The 17,894-nt window shown below is 31.7% G+C and carries 19 protein-coding genes; all 19 read right to left on the bottom strand.

Annotated features, from left to right (window positions below):
* Positions 1–2: 2 nt before the first annotated feature.
* The gene (locus E4O00_RS04985) at positions 3–1,136 is read right to left on the bottom strand and encodes a glycosyltransferase family protein (RefSeq protein ID WP_253678894.1); all 1,134 of its coding nucleotides are present in this window, start codon (positions 1,134–1,136) and stop codon (positions 3–5) included.
* A gap of 3 nt (positions 1,137–1,139) precedes the next feature.
* Positions 1,140–2,306 (bottom strand): nucleotide sugar dehydrogenase, encoded by a 1,167-nt coding sequence (locus E4O00_RS04980; protein WP_253678893.1) that lies wholly within the window; start codon positions 2,304–2,306, stop codon positions 1,140–1,142.
* 1 nt (position 2,307) lies between these two features.
* Positions 2,308–2,463, bottom strand: a complete 156-nt coding sequence (locus tag E4O00_RS04975) for a hypothetical protein (protein WP_253678892.1) — start codon at positions 2,461–2,463, stop codon at positions 2,308–2,310.
* 80 nt (positions 2,464–2,543) lie between these two features.
* The gene (locus E4O00_RS04970) at positions 2,544–2,789 is read right to left on the bottom strand and encodes a hypothetical protein (protein WP_253678891.1); all 246 of its coding nucleotides are present in this window, start codon (positions 2,787–2,789) and stop codon (positions 2,544–2,546) included.
* Positions 2,777–3,094 carry a hypothetical protein gene (locus E4O00_RS04965; protein WP_253678890.1) on the bottom strand — a complete coding sequence of 106 codons (318 nt, stop codon included), beginning with the start codon at positions 3,092–3,094 and terminating at the stop codon, positions 2,777–2,779. Before E4O00_RS04965 ends, E4O00_RS04970 begins: the two co-directional genes overlap by 13 nt.
* A gap of 9 nt (positions 3,095–3,103) precedes the next feature.
* Positions 3,104–4,177: a non-hydrolyzing UDP-N-acetylglucosamine 2-epimerase gene (wecB, locus tag E4O00_RS04960; RefSeq protein ID WP_253678889.1), complete on the bottom strand. Its 1,074-nt coding sequence runs from the start codon at positions 4,175–4,177 to the stop codon at positions 3,104–3,106.
* A gap of 20 nt (positions 4,178–4,197) precedes the next feature.
* Positions 4,198–5,586, bottom strand: coding sequence for a polysaccharide deacetylase family protein (locus tag E4O00_RS04955; protein WP_253678888.1), 1,389 nt, complete (start codon positions 5,584–5,586; stop codon positions 4,198–4,200).
* Positions 5,587–5,594: 8 nt separating this feature from the next.
* Positions 5,595–6,539, bottom strand: coding sequence for a hypothetical protein (locus tag E4O00_RS04950; RefSeq protein ID WP_253678887.1), 945 nt, complete (start codon positions 6,537–6,539; stop codon positions 5,595–5,597).
* Between the two features lie 16 nt (positions 6,540–6,555).
* Positions 6,556–7,020, bottom strand: coding sequence for a GNAT family N-acetyltransferase (locus tag E4O00_RS04945; protein WP_253678886.1), 465 nt, complete (start codon positions 7,018–7,020; stop codon positions 6,556–6,558).
* Between the two features lie 114 nt (positions 7,021–7,134).
* Positions 7,135–8,358, bottom strand: coding sequence for an alanine racemase (locus tag E4O00_RS04940; RefSeq protein WP_253678885.1), 1,224 nt, complete (start codon positions 8,356–8,358; stop codon positions 7,135–7,137).
* Positions 8,345–9,181, bottom strand: a complete 837-nt coding sequence (locus E4O00_RS04935; protein WP_253678884.1) for an aldolase/citrate lyase family protein — start codon at positions 9,179–9,181, stop codon at positions 8,345–8,347. The genes E4O00_RS04940 and E4O00_RS04935 overlap by 14 nt, the downstream gene beginning before the upstream one ends.
* Positions 9,172–10,611, bottom strand: a complete 1,440-nt coding sequence (locus E4O00_RS04930; RefSeq protein ID WP_253678883.1) for a polysaccharide biosynthesis protein — start codon at positions 10,609–10,611, stop codon at positions 9,172–9,174. The genes E4O00_RS04935 and E4O00_RS04930 overlap by 10 nt, the downstream gene beginning before the upstream one ends.
* Complete coding sequence (locus tag E4O00_RS04925) at positions 10,604–11,773, bottom strand: glycosyltransferase family protein (RefSeq protein ID WP_253678882.1); 1,170 nt, start codon at positions 11,771–11,773, stop codon at positions 10,604–10,606. The genes E4O00_RS04930 and E4O00_RS04925 overlap by 8 nt, the downstream gene beginning before the upstream one ends.
* Entirely contained in the window at positions 11,770–12,699 is a 930-nt protein-coding gene (locus E4O00_RS04920; RefSeq protein WP_253678881.1) for a branched-chain amino acid transaminase, read from the bottom strand. The genes E4O00_RS04925 and E4O00_RS04920 overlap by 4 nt, the downstream gene beginning before the upstream one ends.
* Before the next feature lie 51 nt (positions 12,700–12,750).
* Positions 12,751–14,028: an oligosaccharide flippase family protein gene (locus E4O00_RS04915; protein WP_253678880.1), complete on the bottom strand. Its 1,278-nt coding sequence runs from the start codon at positions 14,026–14,028 to the stop codon at positions 12,751–12,753.
* A gap of 1 nt (position 14,029) precedes the next feature.
* The gene (locus E4O00_RS04910; protein ID WP_253678879.1) at positions 14,030–15,736 is read right to left on the bottom strand and encodes an asparagine synthase-related protein; all 1,707 of its coding nucleotides are present in this window, start codon (positions 15,734–15,736) and stop codon (positions 14,030–14,032) included.
* 303 nt (positions 15,737–16,039) lie between these two features.
* Entirely contained in the window at positions 16,040–17,158 is a 1,119-nt protein-coding gene (locus tag E4O00_RS04905; RefSeq protein ID WP_253678878.1) for a DegT/DnrJ/EryC1/StrS family aminotransferase, read from the bottom strand.
* A 15-nt stretch (positions 17,159–17,173) separates the two neighbouring features.
* Entirely contained in the window at positions 17,174–17,428 is a 255-nt protein-coding gene (locus E4O00_RS04900) for a type VII toxin-antitoxin system HepT family RNase toxin (protein WP_253678877.1), read from the bottom strand.
* A gap of 18 nt (positions 17,429–17,446) precedes the next feature.
* The gene (locus tag E4O00_RS04895) at positions 17,447–17,854 is read right to left on the bottom strand and encodes a type VII toxin-antitoxin system MntA family adenylyltransferase antitoxin (protein ID WP_253678876.1); all 408 of its coding nucleotides are present in this window, start codon (positions 17,852–17,854) and stop codon (positions 17,447–17,449) included.
* Between the last annotated feature and the right edge of the window lie 40 nt (positions 17,855–17,894).

The raw sequence follows: 17,894 nt of genomic DNA, 5'->3' as shown, positions 1-17,894 counted from the left end.
CTTTAATTTATAAAATTATCTTGTAGAAGCTCAGAAATCACATTTACAACAGGCTTCATCACTACAGTCATATCACAACTATCTTCAGCAAATCGTCTTATATTACTAATTTGATTTGCACGACTTTCTAATTCTTTTAATTTGTTATAAAAATTGATAAGGGAATTAATATTAATGGCAGATTCATCTTCAGGTACATAATAAATATAAGGAAATCCAGCATCCAAAACATCAATTTTCGTTGATGAAATCATAGGTAACCCACGAGCCATATACTCACGGCTTTTTAAAAACGAACCTTTATAAATACCTATACGATGACACCCTAATGAACAAACAGCCATATTCGATCTATCAAATACCATATTTAGTTTTTGACCTGATAATAATCCATGAAACACAATGTAGCTACTCAAGTTATAATTAATAACTTTTTTCTTGTATGTTTCCAATTCCGGACCAGCTCCTACAAAATTTATAAACACTTTTCGTGATGGCTTACACTCATAATAGTTATTCAATCCTTCAATTAATCTGTCATAACCATGCCATTTACTAAATTGTGCTACAGCAATAAGATTTATATCTTCTGTACTACAAGAATTATTTATAGTGGGTATGCTTAAACAATCAATGCCGTTGGTAATTTTAATAGTAGGTATATTGAAAATGCTATTATCATCAGAGTATGTCGCAATATAATCAACATATCTATTTAAAAATTTTCTGAAAAACTTATCGATCAATAAAAATATAAAACCTTTAAAACCGGCATGTTCTTTATCATAAGGATAAGTAGGCACCTCATAAATAATTTTACAGTTATTCTTTTTAAGATATGACAACAACCCAATACAGCCTCTATTTATGGGCGAGAAATGTCTAATATATACAAAATCGACATCTTTAAGAAAATCATAGTTTTTGGATATATACTGCTTTTTATTAAACCAACTATAAAAAAATTTGCATATATAATTATTCTTTTTTTCGGCAACATTTAATAATTCAACATTAAAACCTAGTTTGTTAAAAGAATTTACTTGACCCAGTATTTTTTTTATAACCCCATCTGTATTTCTTTTCTCATCAGTAATCTTATACCCTAAATTTACAATATATAATCCCTTTTTCATATTTTATAACTTAAACACCTTATCACTTTCAATATGCACAGTTTTTACTGCATTCCGCAAATCAACTACCAAACTTGATTTTTCTACAATGTGATCCACATCAAAGCAACTATGGTTTGTAGTAAACACCACGCAGTCAGCCTTTTGTAAAAGCTCATCGTTTAACTCCGTTCCAATCCATTTTTTACCGTTATCATCAATACATTCTTTTATATAGGGGTCATGGTAGATAACATTAGCCCTCTTTTTTGCACATTCTTCCATAACGAGTAAAGCAGGACTTTCCCTAGGATCATCAATATCCGGTTTATAAGCAACCCCTAAAAACAGTATTGTAGAACCGTTCATTGATTTTTGTTTACGGTTAAGTGCATACATAATCTTATTCATCATCTTATGCGGCATTTGATTATTGATGTTTCCTGCCGTGTTTATCATTGTCAAATCAAAATTAAAACCTTTTGCAATGTGTTCCAGATAGAATGGATCGAGAGGTATACAGTGTCCTCCGATGCCGGGACCGGGATAAAAGGCCTGAAAACCGTAGGGTTTAGACTTTGCTGCATCTATTACTTCCCAAATATTTATATCCATCTTTCCTGCAAGAAGAGCAAGCTCATTGATAAGAGAAATATTGATTAGACGATAAGTGTTCTCTAAGATCTTTACCATCTCTGCAACACGGGGACTTGACACAGGATACAAATGCTGAATAGCCTTACTGTACAATGCCACAGCAATTTTTTGAGCATCTTCACCTAAAGCCCCTACAACCTTAGGAGTATTGTCGGTTTTATAATCCTTGTTTCCCGGATCAACCCGCTCGGGACTAAAACAAAGCCAGAAGTCTGAGCCCTCTTTTAAACCGGATTCCTTTTCGATAATCGGTTTCATAAAGTCTTCGGTAGTTGTAGGATAGGTGGTACTTTCAAGGGAAATAAAGGTTCCAGATTTCATGTACTTGCCTATATCGATACAGGACTGCTCAATAAATTTCATATCGGGTTTTTTAAAGTGATCCAAGGGAGTAGGAACACATATAATTGCAGCATCACATTCATTTATACGGGAAAAATCCGTGGTTGCACAAAGTTTTTTCGTCTCCTTTACAACTTTTAGTAAATCTTCATCTTTTACATCACCTATATAGTTTTTACCATTATTCACCATATCAGCCTTCCCTACACTTTTTTTCAAAGCCGAGGACTTGCACGCCTTTTCTTGCAAAAGAAACAGCAAGGGGTAAGCCTACATAACCTAAACCAATAACACCGACCACTTCGGTGTTATCTTCAATTTTTTTCATAATTGTTTCAAAATTTGACATACTGAACTCCTTAGTTCATTATTACATCTATGTTTAGTATAAACTGTTGAAATAAGTTTATACATTCCGGACAATTTCATCTATAATTTTTGTATATGTTTCATCAAAATCATGTAAAAAAGAGCTATAATTAACTTGATATGCTTTAATAAAGACCTTGGAAAGGTTTTTAAACGAATAATCAAATCATCAGAATATCTTTTTTCAAAATAAAATCTGCTTAAACAAGTTCCGCCAGTTAAATAAAATTCTCTTTCTGCTTTAAAAACAACTTGTAAAACTTTATCTTGAAGTCTATACAGTTCCTGATAATCTATACTGTCCAACTTAACTCCTCAATTGTTAAAGGCTTATCAAGAAAATAAGCCTCTACTAAATTTAAACGTCTTTTTGCAATATTTTTATTAAAAACCGGAAGTTTATAACCCTCTATCAGTTTTTCCAAGTCTTCTCTGTAAAATATTTTTAAGCTTGCAAAGAGCTTTGTACTGTTTAATAAAACTTTATCAAATAAAAAGTTTTTTGCTCTGAAGTCATTACCGTAAATTATATTAGAGACTTCATTAACGCTAAAATCCATATCCCAAAAGCAGTCTTTTATTATTTGTTCTATTATTTTTTCATCCGACATAATTATGCCTCAATTCCTCAAAACTGCCGCTATGTTCTCAGCTGTTTCCCCATTACCATAAAGTTCGGGATATTGCTTTGGAACTTTAATATTTTTAAGAGCAAATATTATCTTCTCTGTATCCGCACCTGTAAGGGTATTCCAACCTGAGTCAACCAGTTCAACCCACTCTGTGCTGTCCCGCATTGTGATACAGGGCTTTTTAAAGAAAAATGCTTCTTTTTGTACTCCGCCTGAATCGGTAAGCACGGCGGAGCAAGATTCTTCATACTTAAGCATTTCCAAATAACCAATAGGCTCAATAAGCCTAACATGAGAAGAAAATTGCAAACCTTGTTCCGTAAGTATTTTTTTTGTTCGCGGATGCACAGGAAAAATAAAATTCTTTTCAGAAACAGCGTTGATAGCACTTACAATATTTTTTAATCGTGCCGAATCATCCGTATTTTCAGCCCTATGAATCGTCAGCAAAATAAAATCATCAGGCACATCCGTTTTAACAGCTTTTTTACGATAATAAAGGGAGGCATCATACATGATATCACCCGTTTTACATACAAATTTATTATCAGCAGAAGGTTTTCCTGTAGAGGAAACAATTCCTTCATTTTTTAAATTTTCTACCGCCGTATCTGTCGGACAAAAAAGCCAAGTTGAAAGATGGTCGGTAAGACGGCGGTTTTGTTCTTCGGGCATTGCCATCATAAAAGAACGCAAACCTGCTTCAACATGGGCTACAGGAATATGGAGCTTACTTGCAGCTAAAGCACCGGCTAAGGTAGAATTAGTATCACCATATACAAGCACAAGATCAGGCTTTAAATTTAATAAAAGTTCTTCAATTTTTTCGAGCATGAGTCCAGTCATTTTCCCATGAGAACCGGATCCTATTTGTAAATTATAATCTGGATGAGGAATATCCATTTCTGTAAAAAAAATATCACTCATGTTTTGGTCATAATGCTGACCTGTATGAACAAGTGTTTCTTTTATACCCAAGTGAGGATTATCTTTGATATATCGGCTTAAAACCGCAGCTTTAATAAATTGAGGCCTGGCACCGATGATGGTTAGTATATGCATAAACTAATACCTTCATAAAATTAAAAATCCAAAACTGTTTTATAAAATTCTTTTTGTTTATCAGTTACCAATTCCGTGTTATGAAATAACAGAACAAAATTACCCTTATAAAACCTACACTTATCTTTTAATTGTTTAAACACCTCTAGAGCTTGGTCAGTTAAACCTAAATTCATATACCGCTCGGCAATAATTGAACACTCCATTGCAATAAGAGGCTTCTCTTTAAGCTTGAGCTTTTTACGTTCGATACAATCATAAACCGAATATTCGTAACAAGTACCGCAACGGAAGCCGGGCATATCTGCAAAACTTAAAGTTGAATCATATTCCATGCCTGCACTTTCCCAAACATTAAAAGTATCAGGATTTTGCCATTGCAAATAATGCTGTCTACCGCCCAGTATTTTTTGCTTAACTCCAAGAGAGGAACAAGTGTTTTGTAACAAAACAACATCATCACTAAAGGCTTTTTTATTTAAGTAAGTTCCATAAAAACCGTGTATCCCTATTTCATGCCCTCGTTTATCAATATCTTCTAACAGAGTTTTCATTTCAGAGATTGTTACAGGATACTTAATTTGCATTTCAGGGCTGCTTGAGGGTAAAAAATAAAACGCACTTTTTAGATTACGCTTTTCGCTTTCTGACATAATAAAATCAAAGGTATAGGCAGGATCAGCTTTACTATCTCCCGCTTTTATTTTTTTCCAATTTTTATAAGTGCTTAAAGCGACTTTAGGAGACATCCTTTTTAGAATATCCCCACCCATACATTTTATTATACGTGAAATCGGAGCATTTAAATATAAAAAAGGAACATCTACATCATGAGTAGGAGATATTCTAAACTGCCGTTCTTTTCTTTTAAGATTAGGCCATAAAGTTTTAAGCAAGGCATATAGCAGTTCCAAATATTCGTTTGCAATTGGGCGAAATAAAAATTCTTCTTTGTATGCTATTGAAGATTTTGCAGAAAAGCGGTTATGTTCATCTCTTTCTTTTACAACAATTTCTTCATAGCGGGAAAGCATAAAGAAAATACAGCCTAAGATATCTACTCCGCAGTCGATAGTATTTTCAGTAAATTTGATTTCCGGAATACCATATAAAACAGGGAACTCAGTTTCGCAAATATGAAGTTCATTTGAGAAAGTGTTTTTTAGCTCACTTAGATCATACCGTTTTAGAGGAAAGATCGGCATTGAAGTCTCACCAAGCCAATCGGATGAAGCCTTTATAAAAAAATCAGTATTCAGCTTAATTTGTTTTTCTGCATAAGAAATTAAAATATACTTATATTCCGAATGTGTGAGTTCGTATTCAACCTCGAGCCATTCGGTAAACACAACGTAGCAGGTATATTCAATTTCGGAAGTACAAAAATTAGGTATTTTTATTTTTAACATTATCGACCCTAGTTTCCTAAAAATTTTGACTTTAAATATGATTTACAAACACTTCCCAGATAACGTAAATTTTTAGGACGTATACAAAGATAAGGTACCAAAGGCATACCCCATGCAGATTTTGCAAGAGCTACAGGGGCTATATTAGCACCAACCCAATCAAATCCTATTGCACCAGCTTTTTTGGAATCTTGTAAAACAAAATCATAAATAAGTTGATTAACACCATTTTTTAAATGATCACGAATAGCACCCTGAGACCAATCTATTGTAATACCGTCTTTCAGTACTAATCTTAAACCACCGGAAACAGGTTTTCCATCTTTATCTTTTACCAAATATCCTCTAAAAACATCATTACCCAGTAAATCTGCACATTTTTTTAAATCTTGCACTGATGTATTATGTGAAAATCCTTTTATAACTTCGGTACCTAACAAACAATCAACAATAGCACTCCAATCAGTTGAACATTCAACAAAATATTCTAACCGAATAGCCTTATTAATTTTATTTGTGATTTTAGGAGATACGTTATAATTAAGCGAAAAATATTGAAAAAAAGTATATCTAGGTTCAACAATAAAATCACTCCACTGAAAAGGGCGAGCATCTGTGAAGCCGGGGGGAAGAGCAATAGTTCCACACAAACCTCTATTAAGTAAATCATCAACAAATAAATTCATAACATCTTGATAATCTACATATAACCTATCATTTTTATTTGTGGAGTCTGAAAATTGAAAAGGTAAATAAGGATTGCGAGGAGGCATAAGAACCTGTCCTTTTTTATTAGTATACAAAACTCCCTCAAGTCTGGGATATTCTTTTCCATTTTTTGTATACAAGACTCGTTCAGCTTTTATATTCCACTTATCTTCATTCCATTTAAGCCACCCATCCAAAGCCAACGGATAGTTATCATAAAATCCTATCTTATATATTTCAGACATTTATATTTCCTTAGTTTTAAAAAAAGCAAATCATATAATACCTATCCTCATTCATTGCGGAATCAAAATACTTTTCGATAGGTTCAAAACCTATATTCCTATTAGAAATCAATGAGGAGAAATTATTACATGAAACACGAGATGACATACCTTTCAGCGATGTTTTTGAAAAAATATCATAAGCATATTGCGTTAACGCAGTTCCCAATCCTTTCCCTTGAAACTCAGGTAAAATCCCTCGAAATCCTTGATGAATAGTAGATTCTTGTATATCTTTCTTGTTAAAGTAATAAAACTCGGTACCGATAATTTTTTGTTCAAATTTATCATACAATATAAATACCAATTTACTACCGCATAAGAAAAAAAGAATTTTATTTCTCCGCGACAGCGTATGTCCATTAGAAAGTTTAGAGTATATATAAGATACATCATGTAAATAGTTACGAGTCATAGGAAGTATCATAATATTTTCACTCACTGTTGCCCTTTTTATCTTTTTGAGTTTTAAACAACTAAAAATATTCCGCAAAATAAAAATAATTGTTCGACAGTACTTCATACTACGCACCCATAAATTCATAAAAATTCAAAATTAGTTATAACTTATCAGAATATCTTCCAAAGATTCCTGCCGTTTAATCTCAGTTACCTTATCATTATCAATCATAATAATGGGCACATTTGGTAAAATAAATGGAGGTTTAAAAACAACACTATATGAACCGACATTATTAAAGAGAACATAATCATTTACGTCTAGATTCCCATAAAATTTTCTATACAATACATCATCTTCAATGCAAGTATACCCTACAAAATCATACTCTTTTTTTTCTCCTATTTCTTGTTGTGCCGAATACACGTTTATAGGACGATTGATATTTTTAACAGACGGATTGATATTATAAGTAGACCCGGAAAGAGTTGCATAGTTTTTACCGCGAACAGTTTTTATGGAAATAACCTTAGTAAAAAAAGACATAGTGTCAGCAACTATTGCTGTACCGGGTTCCAATATTAATTCAGGCTTATTAACAATATTATCAAAAACTATGTTCATTGTACTGCATATTGGCTCAGCATAATCTGAAAATGATGGAAAATCTACATCTGATAAAAAATCCAGACTTTCCGTTTTTTTCCCATAAAATCCGCCGCCGAAACTTACATACTCCAAATCTTTTAAAAAGCCTGCTCTCTTTAACTTTAACAACAAAGCTTTCATCTTATCTGCACGATTAACAAAAGCAAACAATCTTCTTTCAGGAAAATGCGAATGTAAACCAGTAAGTTTAATATTAGGATGATTTTCTATTTTTTCAAGCATAATAAAAAAAGATTCATCCTCTACGTCAAATCCAAACCGAGATACTCTATCCAAACCAATATCAAAGTTACATCTTAATCCTATAGAATAAGGTTTACCATATTCAGAAGCTATTTTGCTTACATAATTAAATTCTTCATAGCTATCAAGATTAACATGTACACCTCCAACTATCATTTTATGAAGATAGTCAAACTTTTTATATGGGCCATTATAAAAAATATCCGCATCAGAGACATTATTTCTTTTCGCCATTTCATATTCCATCTCAGAGACAACTTCAGCCCTACCGCCCAGCATATGAATAGCTTTACAAATATGAGGAATATAGTTTGTTTTATATGAGTAAGCAATATGGGTATTCTCATATTTATTCAAAAACGCAGTTAAAAACAAGTTAAAATTGTTTTTAACTTCATTAATATCCAATATATAGAATGAATCTCCATACTGCAAATTCAACTTTTTTAATAAATCATATGTTATCACTTTTATTTTCTCCAAACATTGTATCTATCTTGCTTTTGACAAAACAAAAATTTTTTGTAAATTCTTCATCAGAAAAAGAAGAAACTTTAGCTTCAAAACTTCTAATCTCTTGTATTTTTTCGATAAATTTACATTCTACAATAGACCTATCCCTAATCACATCACCAAGATGAAAAAAACTTCGTGAAAGAATCGCACGAGTAGAACCCAGTCGATAATGCTCAGGTATTATATACTCAGATGGAATTATTCCCTGTCCGAGTCTTCCGATACCACCAAACCCATATGGAACTCCATATGGACGAATCTGATTACAAATACGCTCAACAACTCCATTACTAATTAATTGAAACATAAAATTTAACCCATAAGATAAAGACAAGTCATTTAAGCCTATATGAATTTCATCAAATAAATTATCATTTAAAATCTTACCAAGGAATTGCTCAATAGATTTTGTCTCCAACAATAATATAGTTTTCACCCTGCCATTTACATCATTAACAAAATTAAGGCAATCGATGTATGTTTTAGCCATAGGCAACATTATAATATCAGCACCGGCATCTATAACGCCATCAATCTCTAACTTTGAATCCTTATCATAAGGATTTACACGAACTAAAAGCTGAGATTTTTTCAACTCATTTTTTATTATGGAAATATCAGATATAGAATGAAAAGATTTTACGGTATCCTTATTTTTTTGTCTTTCTTCTTTCCCTTTATACTCTAAATCAATCCAAACTCGATCAACACCGGCTCTTTCACACACACGTGCAGTAAAAGGATCATTGGTAATATACATAAATTTTAATGACATACTGCCTCCCTAATCTCAGGATTATACTCGGGCACCATTTCTTTTACTTTTGAGATAATATGAGAGCTTTCATTATGAGCAAGCTCAATCAAGTTTTCAATCCTATTCAAAAAATCAATTGAGTTATTATTAAAGGGTTTAGCTATAAAGATTTTATTATTAAGAGTATTATTCAAACCTTCTTCATCCGTTAATAGTTCTTCATATAGTTTTTCACCGGGTCGCAATCCTGTTTCAACAATTTCAATATCAACATTCGGAACATATCCAGATAGACGAATTAAATTTAAAGCCATATCATATATTTTTACGGGCTCACCCATATTCAAAACAAAAATTTCCCCTCCTTTAGCAAAGGCACCTGCTTGTAAAACCAATGAAACCGCTTCTTCAATAGTCATAAAAAAACGTATAATATCTTTATGCGTAATTGTTACAGGACCTCCCGCTTCAATTTGTTTTTTAAATAATGGAATAACACTTCCATTACTGCCCAAAACATTACCAAACCTAACAGCAGCATAATTTGTTCTACTTTTACCAGCCATCCACTGTATAATTAGCTCACATAGCCTTTTCGATGCTCCCATAATATTGGTAGGACGTACAGCCTTATCAGTGGAAATTAATACAAAATTTTTACACTTATACCTATCAGCAGCCAAAGCAAGATTATAAGTTCCACCCACATTATTTTTTATTGCTTCATGTGCACTAGTCTCCATAAGAGGCACATGTTTATGGGCAGCAGCATGATATACAATCTCAGGTTGGTATGTTTCAAATATATAGTTTACACGATTTTGATCTCTAACCGAGCCTATTAAAACGACAAGATTTAGGTTAGGATATTTAAATTTTAACTCTTGTTCAATATCATATGCAGTATTTTCATATATGTCAAAAATAATCAACAATTTAGGATCAGCACTTGCAATCTGTCTACACAACTCACTGCCGATAGATCCCCCCCCACCTGTTACTAGAATAACTTTATTATTTAAATAATCAACACAAACACTTTCAATATTAATAGGAGGCCGACCTAATAGATCATTTAAATTGATATCTCTAATTAACCTAACCGAAATATCCGGATCAATAAACTCTTTACGAGACGGCAAAGACCTTAGTTTACACTTTGTTTTTTTACAAATATCTAAGATACTTTTTCGAGTATCAGGAGATGCTGATGGAATAGCAAAAACTATCTGGTCTATCGAAAATTTATTTGAGTATTTTAAAATATCATCTCGATTACCAACAATCTTTACTCCATTTATTTCCTTACCAAGGAGCATAGGATCATCATCAATTATACATAATACATTAAACACAGGATAATTTCTATGTATGTCATCTAACAACTCTTTTCCGGCTTGACCTGCACCAATTATCATTATCCGTACTAAATTTGATTTATCAATCATCACAAACTCCGTTTAAAACTTCCAGCCATTTTTTTCGCAAACTTTCCCATGAATACATAGAATAAATAGGATCGGCATTATTTTTTGCATAGTTATAATATAGAGAATAATCTTCAAAGATACGGGGAAATATATTATTTATATCTTCAAATTTATTATATGCAATATAAAATATATTATTTTTTTCAAGTTCAGGATAGTCTAGCCATACAGGATTTAATACTATAGCTCCGGCATATAAATATTCTACAAGTGAAGCGGAAAGAGCATCCGTAGTTTGTGAGTTGATAAAAATATCAATAGAAGATCTTAACTTTGCAGTAGTTTCTACATCAAAAAAGTCTATAAGAAAAGAATAAGAGATTTGACTCTTTTTCAATAAAACTATTAACTTATTTGCATAATCCGTTTTATCTTGGTTATTAAAAAAATGAAAAACAAGATGTAATCTTTTCTTAATATCATCGGGTAAAGACATAAGACAATTAACAACAGAATCATGCTGTTGCTGTGGAATACCATTATAACCTATAGCTACACATAATTTATTCAAAGGAAATTGAAAAAAAGACTTGACTTTCTCTTTATAATCATTACTTAGTTTTATATATTTTATGTTTGACAATGCTGAAATACCAAAATCTATAATATCATAATTATACCTAGGCATCCCATATTCTAGAGAATATTTTTTAAAAAGACTATTAGTTAAAAAAATAATATAATCAGCAAACTTAAGAAACGGCTTTATTAAAAATAGTATTTTTTTAGAAGCACGTAGTAAATCACTACCCCAATATACAAAAATCAACTTAGATCTTCGTTTTATAAGACATGCAAAAACAGCGGATAAGAAGTCAACATAATGGACACAAATTAAATCAGCTTTTTTTATTTTTTTTACTCGTCCATATAAAATTGCCCATCGTATAAATACATTTATAATTCTAACATTAGAAAAATAATTTAAAATTTTATTATTTGTACAAGAATCAATAACAGCAATGCTATTAGTTCCATAATAATCTTGATTTATATTATGTAGAATAGGATAAAGAGATATTATAGAAATATTTACATCCTTACTTAGATACAATAATACTTCATCAATGTATTTTGGTATGACAAAAGAATCTGGATTTGTAATAATTAATATATTCATAATGAGTATATAGGTGTAAGCCAATTTTTATAGTTTATATACTCACCCGAAACGACCTTCAAATATATTGAATGCAGTTTTTTAGTCAGTAAGCCTACTTGTCCATCACCAATAATCATTCCATCTACTTCCAATATAGGACTGACCTCTGCTGCTGAACCGCATAAAAAGGCTTCATCACATGTATACAGTTCTGTCCTTGTAATACTCCGCTCCTGGACTGTAAGATGTAATTCTTTTTCTGCAAGCTTAATAATTGTATCACGAGTAATACTTTCTAGAATAGAATCAGTAAGGCTTGGAGTTATCAACACTCCATTTTTTACTATAAAAATACAAGACCCAGGGCCTTCTGCAATAAATCCCAAGTTATTTAAAAATAAAGCAGAATCATAGCCACACAATAAAGCTTCTTGCTGTGCAAGTCGGCTATTAATATAATTCGCACCGCACTTCATCCTTGGAGATAGGGTATTATCATTTATACGTAACCATGAACTTATGTGACACCTAATACCGTCATTTAATGGAATAGTCTTTCTTTGTTTTGGAATTGGGGATATAAACATATTCACAGGCCCGGTTGAACTCCATGTCCCTGAATCGCCGTCAATAAAAACCGTTTGTCTGACAGCAATATCTTCCTTATACATATTAGCTTTAACAACATCAATCAAAGCATTCTTAAAAAAAGTTTCATCATGATCAAAATCCATACGAAACAGTTTAATTGAATTCAAAAGACGATTATAATGTGCTTGCAGTCGAAATGCATACAATTGCGACTCATTACCACTCCAATAACATCTTATACCTTCAAACACATTGGCTCCAAATTGTGCCATTGGAGACAAAACGCTAATTCTGGCATCAGAAAGCTTAACAATTGCACCATTAAACCAAATCAAACGTTCATTCTCATCCATAAATTACACCTCACAATATAACAAATTACTCTTACGTCAAAGTGAATTCATTTAGACAACGGTTTTCTTTAATCGATTAAGAACAAATAAGTACATACACATATCCATCAAACCGGAAATCAAAACAGTTAACAGGGTAGAAAAAGCCGCACCAAGTGAACTCCAAAATTTTATAAAATAATAATTCAATAGAATATTTAAAAATCCAATACAAATAGAGCTTATAAGATTATACTTCACATATCGAAGCATAGATAACAAATTTCCAATAGGCACTCTTAAAGTTGATGAAACAATATACGATAAAATTAGTACTTTAAAAATTGGCAGTATTGTTAGATATTTTTCGGTGTACACGATAACAATAATTTTTTCTGCAAAGAATATTAATATCAAGCCAATAATTAAATTCAATAAAAAATTACCTAGCAATAATTTAATAGTGTTAGTTTTTAACCAAATAAAATTCAACCTATTTCTAGCAAAATATGGATAAATAAATGTAATAATACTGAGTGGAACAAAATATAAGGAAAACGGAATCTGTGCTGCTATTTTGTAATCAGCTAAAATTGAAGCATCTGGACAAATAAGACCAATAACAAACACATCAACTAAATACAATGAATGACTTACAGTATTAGTCAGCATACATAATACTGAATATTTTAATATACTATTAGCCTCTTCAAACCATTTGAAACGCTGCCTTAATATCATCCAAATATCATTTTTCAAAAGAAAAAATAATAAAATAATAGAACTAATATAACCTAAATATTTCCCAAAAATATAACCATATAGACCAAAATAATAAGCACCAGCTATTGAAAACGAAACTAAGAAAAATGAAGAAGAATTTGATAGCAATGCAAAAGACTTATTCAAATCTTTTGATCTCAAGTATGAACTTCCCCATGCTATAACATAGCTTAAGGGTAACAGTCCTACTATATATCGAAATATATGATTAGCATTAGGAATCTTAAAATTAAAAACAACGCTAAAAATAAAACCGAACCCTATCAGTATTATATTAAAATAAGTACCAAGTTTTAATGAAAAAACAGCTATCATATTCTGTTTTTTTAAATCATTTGTTTCAGAGGCAAACTGCAAAATTCCATTACTTAAACCTATTCCTTGAAATAATATAAAAAAATCAAGAAAATTATAGCTATATCCGTAAACACCGTAATCGTTTTTTGACAATACCCGTGCAATAATAACTACTGAAAAAAAAGAAAAAAGTTTATTACAAGCACTGGACAAAAAAATATGTAATCCGCCTCTTGAAATAATTTTCTTAATGAATAAATACAATTGCATACTAAAAATAGCTATCTACTATACCTAATACAGTAAGTACAAAAAGTTTCTCCATACCAGAACCTTGTAAAAAAACTTTTTCACAATCATGCTTTATATTAGGATAATCATCCAATTTCATTATGTTTCCTATATAATACTCATCTATAAATTTTTTTAAACTATTATTTTCCAAATACCACTTGGAATAAGGATTCATATCCTCTTTCAGTTTTTTATTTTTAATATATAATTTTACAAGCCATTGCATATATGAAGAACTTTTTATATATCTTTTCATCCGTTGAGTATACACTTTAACACTATTAACATCTGTTATTTTTTTACCTATCTTTTCCCAAACATATTCAGCAGCGGAAGAATGCTTTTTTAATATCCATTTTTTATATATATAACTGTTATAACGCATCCTAATAGGTAATGAAAAACAAAAATCCATAAAATCAGGTTCAATAAATGGAGAAACTTCCTCTGTAAAATGCTGAGTAATTTGATGAGTGCTCATACAACCACAGAAAGCCCTTTCATACATATCTTTTTGTTCATCATTTTCATATATTGACCAGTCATTCAAAATGGGTCGAATTATAGTAGATTCTACACGCTCATCATTCGGAACACCTAAAATAGGATACTTAAAAAAAGATCCCCCTAAAATTGCATCGCCTATTTCGCCTGTATGCACTAATCCATAAGGTGAATCACAAGTATATAGATTTTTATATGCCCAAAACACTCCTCCTATTCCAGAATAGACAGCATTTCCATAATTTAATTTTATAATTTCTGACAATAAATATATCACCTCATGGTCATTTAAAGATCTATATAAATAACCTATACCTAAATCAGTTGCTATCTTTCGTGCTATACTTTCTTCAAAATAATTTGCATTAGAAAAATGAAAAGCAAGTATATCCGAATAACCTAGCTCATGAGCGACCATACAAGTCATTCTGCTATCCAGTCCGCCGCTTAATGTCACAAAATGTTTATACCCATATTGCTGATCTTTTTTAAACTCATAATTTACAGCTCTTATAAATAATCGATCTATTTCCTCAATCGCATCATCTTCAGATATATTAGGATTAATATTATGTTTAAAAACTTTATATTGCTCAAGCTGAAGTTCATTATTTTGAAAAACAAGATAGTATCCAGGACGTAAACGCTTAACTTCCGAAATAATTGTATTATCCAAAACTGTATGGTAATAGGTAATAAGTAAATTCATTGTACGCTCATTTAATGAATATCTTATACCATTTTTCTTTAAAATTTTTGATAAAATATACACACTTGAAGAAACCATGAAAAAATCTTTATTATCAAAATAATACACAGGTTTTTCGCCAGTCTGATTTGTATAAACCCAAATTGACCTACTTTTTTTATCAAATTGAAGTCCAGCAAAAGGACCATAAAAACTTGTCCAAAAAAGGCTAGATGCAGGTACAGTCACTCTATCAGTCAAATTATCTGAATAATTTAAAACAACCCCATCTTGTAAACAAAAACGATCTTGCAGATCAACATAGACATGATCCTTTTCAAATTTTTTAATAAAATTAGCATAAGCTAAAAATAAACTACTGGAGATACAATTATTTCTTTCAACCTCCAATGTATCATCAAGCATAAACTGGTTAGCAGCAATCTTTGATTTAAAATATACAAAAAACCAGCCAACATTTTCATTTTTCATCGGAATCTCCTAGGTAAAATTAATAATAAGATCAAAAAATACTCTATCTATATTCCTTTATATCGCTTCATTTAGTTTCCAAAGCAACATAGTTAAATTCGCTTGTATTTCTTTTTCAGCTTAAACTCAATAATATATACATTATCTTAAACTACAATACTCATATCACTACGCCCCTGATTTGTTCATCAATATGTCTTATCAAAGCTTTATGAGTCAACGTTGAATAAGCGACAAAGTGAAAAAAATAAGGTAATTTTGAAAGCGCTGCTTCCAACGGATCGGATTAGTCACATCCATTTCCTATCTTTTATAAAACTCCGCTATTTTCTCGCAAACATAACCTATCTCATCTTCCGTAAGCTCAGGATACATAGGAAGAGCCAAAACTGAAGCACATAATTTTTCGGCAACGGGGAAGTCGCCTTTTTTATAACCGAGATACTTAAAACACTCCTGTTCATGTAAGCACTTGGGATAATAAACGGTTGTACCGATTCCTTTTTCAGTAAGATAGGTTTGCAGAGCATCCCGCTTTTCAGCCAAGATATTAAAGACGTAATAAACCTCTTTTCCCTTGGTTTTTACAACAGGGATTTTTACCTGAGGTACATTTTTTAAAAGCTCACTGTATTGCTTAGCGTGTGCAGCTCTTTTTTCGATTGCTTCATCAATGTGTTTTAGTTTTACGTTTAAGACCGCAGCCTGCAAACTGTCAAGGCGGGAGTTATAACCTACATAATCATGATGATATTTTTTCGTAGCCCCGTGAACTCGAAGGCTTTTAGCTTTTAGATAATACTCTTCATTATTTGTAATTATAATTCCGCCGTCTCCGTAGCCTCCGAGAGTTTTCGTCGGGAAGAAGGAGTAAATTCCCATATCGCCTATAGTTCCGGCGGTATGTAAAGAACCATTATACAGTTCTTTCATACCGAAAGCTTCAGCCGCATCTTCAAGCACTTTAAGATTATGCTTTTTTGCCAAGGCCATACAGGAAGACATATCGGCAGTTTGTAAAAATAAATGCACGGGAAGAAGGCCTACCGTTTTTTGTGTAATACGCTTTTCGGCATCCTTCATGTCCATACAAAAGGTGTCTTCATCCACATCACAAAAAACGGGCTTACCGCCGAGCCGAGCTATACAAGAACTTGAAGCAAAGAATGTAAACACAGGTGTAATAACTTCAGCACCGTCTTTAAAACCTAAGATATCCGAAGCAAGTACAAGGGCATCGCTTCCGTTTGCAACACCTATTGCATATTTTGCTTTCGTATATGCGGTTATTTTTTCTTCAAACTCTTTAACGGCCTTTCCCAAAATAAAGTCGCCTGCTTCCAAAACTTCCGACAAGGCAGAATCGAATTCACCCTTATGATTTTTATATTCTCTCGTTGCAGTATAGAATGGAACATTCATGTATTCACCTCAAAATCAATCATTAATTATTTTTAACACAGCCCTTGCAAAATCATAAAAAATACTTAGATCTTTCGTTATAATGGCATACACAATATCCATATCAAGAGAATCATACTCGTGTACGGCAATATTTCTAAAACCTATAGATTTGGCAAGACTTAATGCTAGATTTTTATCAATTATTCCTCGTTCTGAAAGAATTAAAAAAACTTCAGCCATTGTCGAAGCCTTTTCATTCAATACCTCCGCCAATTTATCGACCGCCATTTATAACCCGCTTCTTTATTAAATAGTAAAAGCTTTTTCAATAATATATTTTTGTCCGCGCTTATAAAGCGGATAATAATCTTCATACCAATATAAGGCAGTCATAAAATTTTTATGAAATAAGGCCTGTCCTTCATTTTCGCACTTTTTTATACAAAAACCTTCAGTAAAAACCTTATAATGAATCAACCCCTTAATTTTATTTATATCCACCAGATCAATTTCTTTTTTTAAAAGAATTGAAAGCTCCAATTGAAGATTCAATCTAGTATCAAGACTCATAACTTCACTCATAGCCGCAGCAATATCCACATCACTTGTTTCAGTTTCAGTTCCTCTGGCATATGAACCATAAATAATTGCGAGGATAATCTCAGGTCTTGAGTCAAAAAAAGTTTTAAGCCTTTCTATAATATTTTTATTCATCTTAACTAGAAGTGAATTTTTAAAGAAACTCTAAAATTAA

This window comes from Treponema sp. OMZ 788 (genome assembly GCF_024181245.1).
Lineage (GTDB): Bacteria > Spirochaetota > Spirochaetia > Treponematales > Treponemataceae > Treponema_B.
This window is presented reverse-complemented; position numbering and strand designations above follow the sequence as displayed.

Bases quoted from the DNA above. Each gene is read 5' to 3' on its own strand.
- E4O00_RS04950 (WP_253678887.1), bottom strand. From the start codon at position 6,539: ATGTCTGAAATATATAAGATAGGATTTTATGATAACTATCCGTTGGCT.
- E4O00_RS04965 (WP_253678890.1), bottom strand. From the start codon at position 3,094: ATGTCGGATGAAAAAATAATAGAACAAATAATAAAAGACTGCTTTTGG.
- E4O00_RS04925 (WP_253678882.1), bottom strand. From the start codon at position 11,773: ATGAATATATTAATTATTACAAATCCAGATTCTTTTGTCATACCAAAA.
- E4O00_RS04975 (WP_253678892.1), bottom strand. From the start codon at position 2,463: ATGTCAAATTTTGAAACAATTATGAAAAAAATTGAAGATAACACCGAA.
- E4O00_RS04930 (WP_253678883.1), bottom strand. From the start codon at position 10,611: ATGATTGATAAATCAAATTTAGTACGGATAATGATAATTGGTGCAGGT.
- E4O00_RS04900 (WP_253678877.1), bottom strand. From the start codon at position 17,428: ATGGCGGTCGATAAATTGGCGGAGGTATTGAATGAAAAGGCTTCGACA.
- E4O00_RS04985 (WP_253678894.1), bottom strand. From the start codon at position 1,136: ATGAAAAAGGGATTATATATTGTAAATTTAGGGTATAAGATTACTGAT.
- E4O00_RS04935 (WP_253678884.1), bottom strand. From the start codon at position 9,181: ATGTCATTAAAATTTATGTATATTACCAATGATCCTTTTACTGCACGT.
- E4O00_RS04910 (WP_253678879.1), bottom strand. From the start codon at position 15,736: ATGAAAAATGAAAATGTTGGCTGGTTTTTTGTATATTTTAAATCAAAG.
- E4O00_RS04915 (WP_253678880.1), bottom strand. From the start codon at position 14,028: ATGCAATTGTATTTATTCATTAAGAAAATTATTTCAAGAGGCGGATTA.
- E4O00_RS04895 (WP_253678876.1), bottom strand. From the start codon at position 17,854: ATGAATAAAAATATTATAGAAAGGCTTAAAACTTTTTTTGACTCAAGA.
- E4O00_RS04955 (WP_253678888.1), bottom strand. From the start codon at position 5,586: ATGTTAAAAATAAAAATACCTAATTTTTGTACTTCCGAAATTGAATAT.
- E4O00_RS04905 (WP_253678878.1), bottom strand. From the start codon at position 17,158: ATGAATGTTCCATTCTATACTGCAACGAGAGAATATAAAAATCATAAG.
- E4O00_RS04980 (WP_253678893.1), bottom strand. From the start codon at position 2,306: ATGGTGAATAATGGTAAAAACTATATAGGTGATGTAAAAGATGAAGAT.
- E4O00_RS04920 (WP_253678881.1), bottom strand. From the start codon at position 12,699: ATGGATGAGAATGAACGTTTGATTTGGTTTAATGGTGCAATTGTTAAG.
- wecB (WP_253678889.1), bottom strand. From the start codon at position 4,177: ATGCATATACTAACCATCATCGGTGCCAGGCCTCAATTTATTAAAGCT.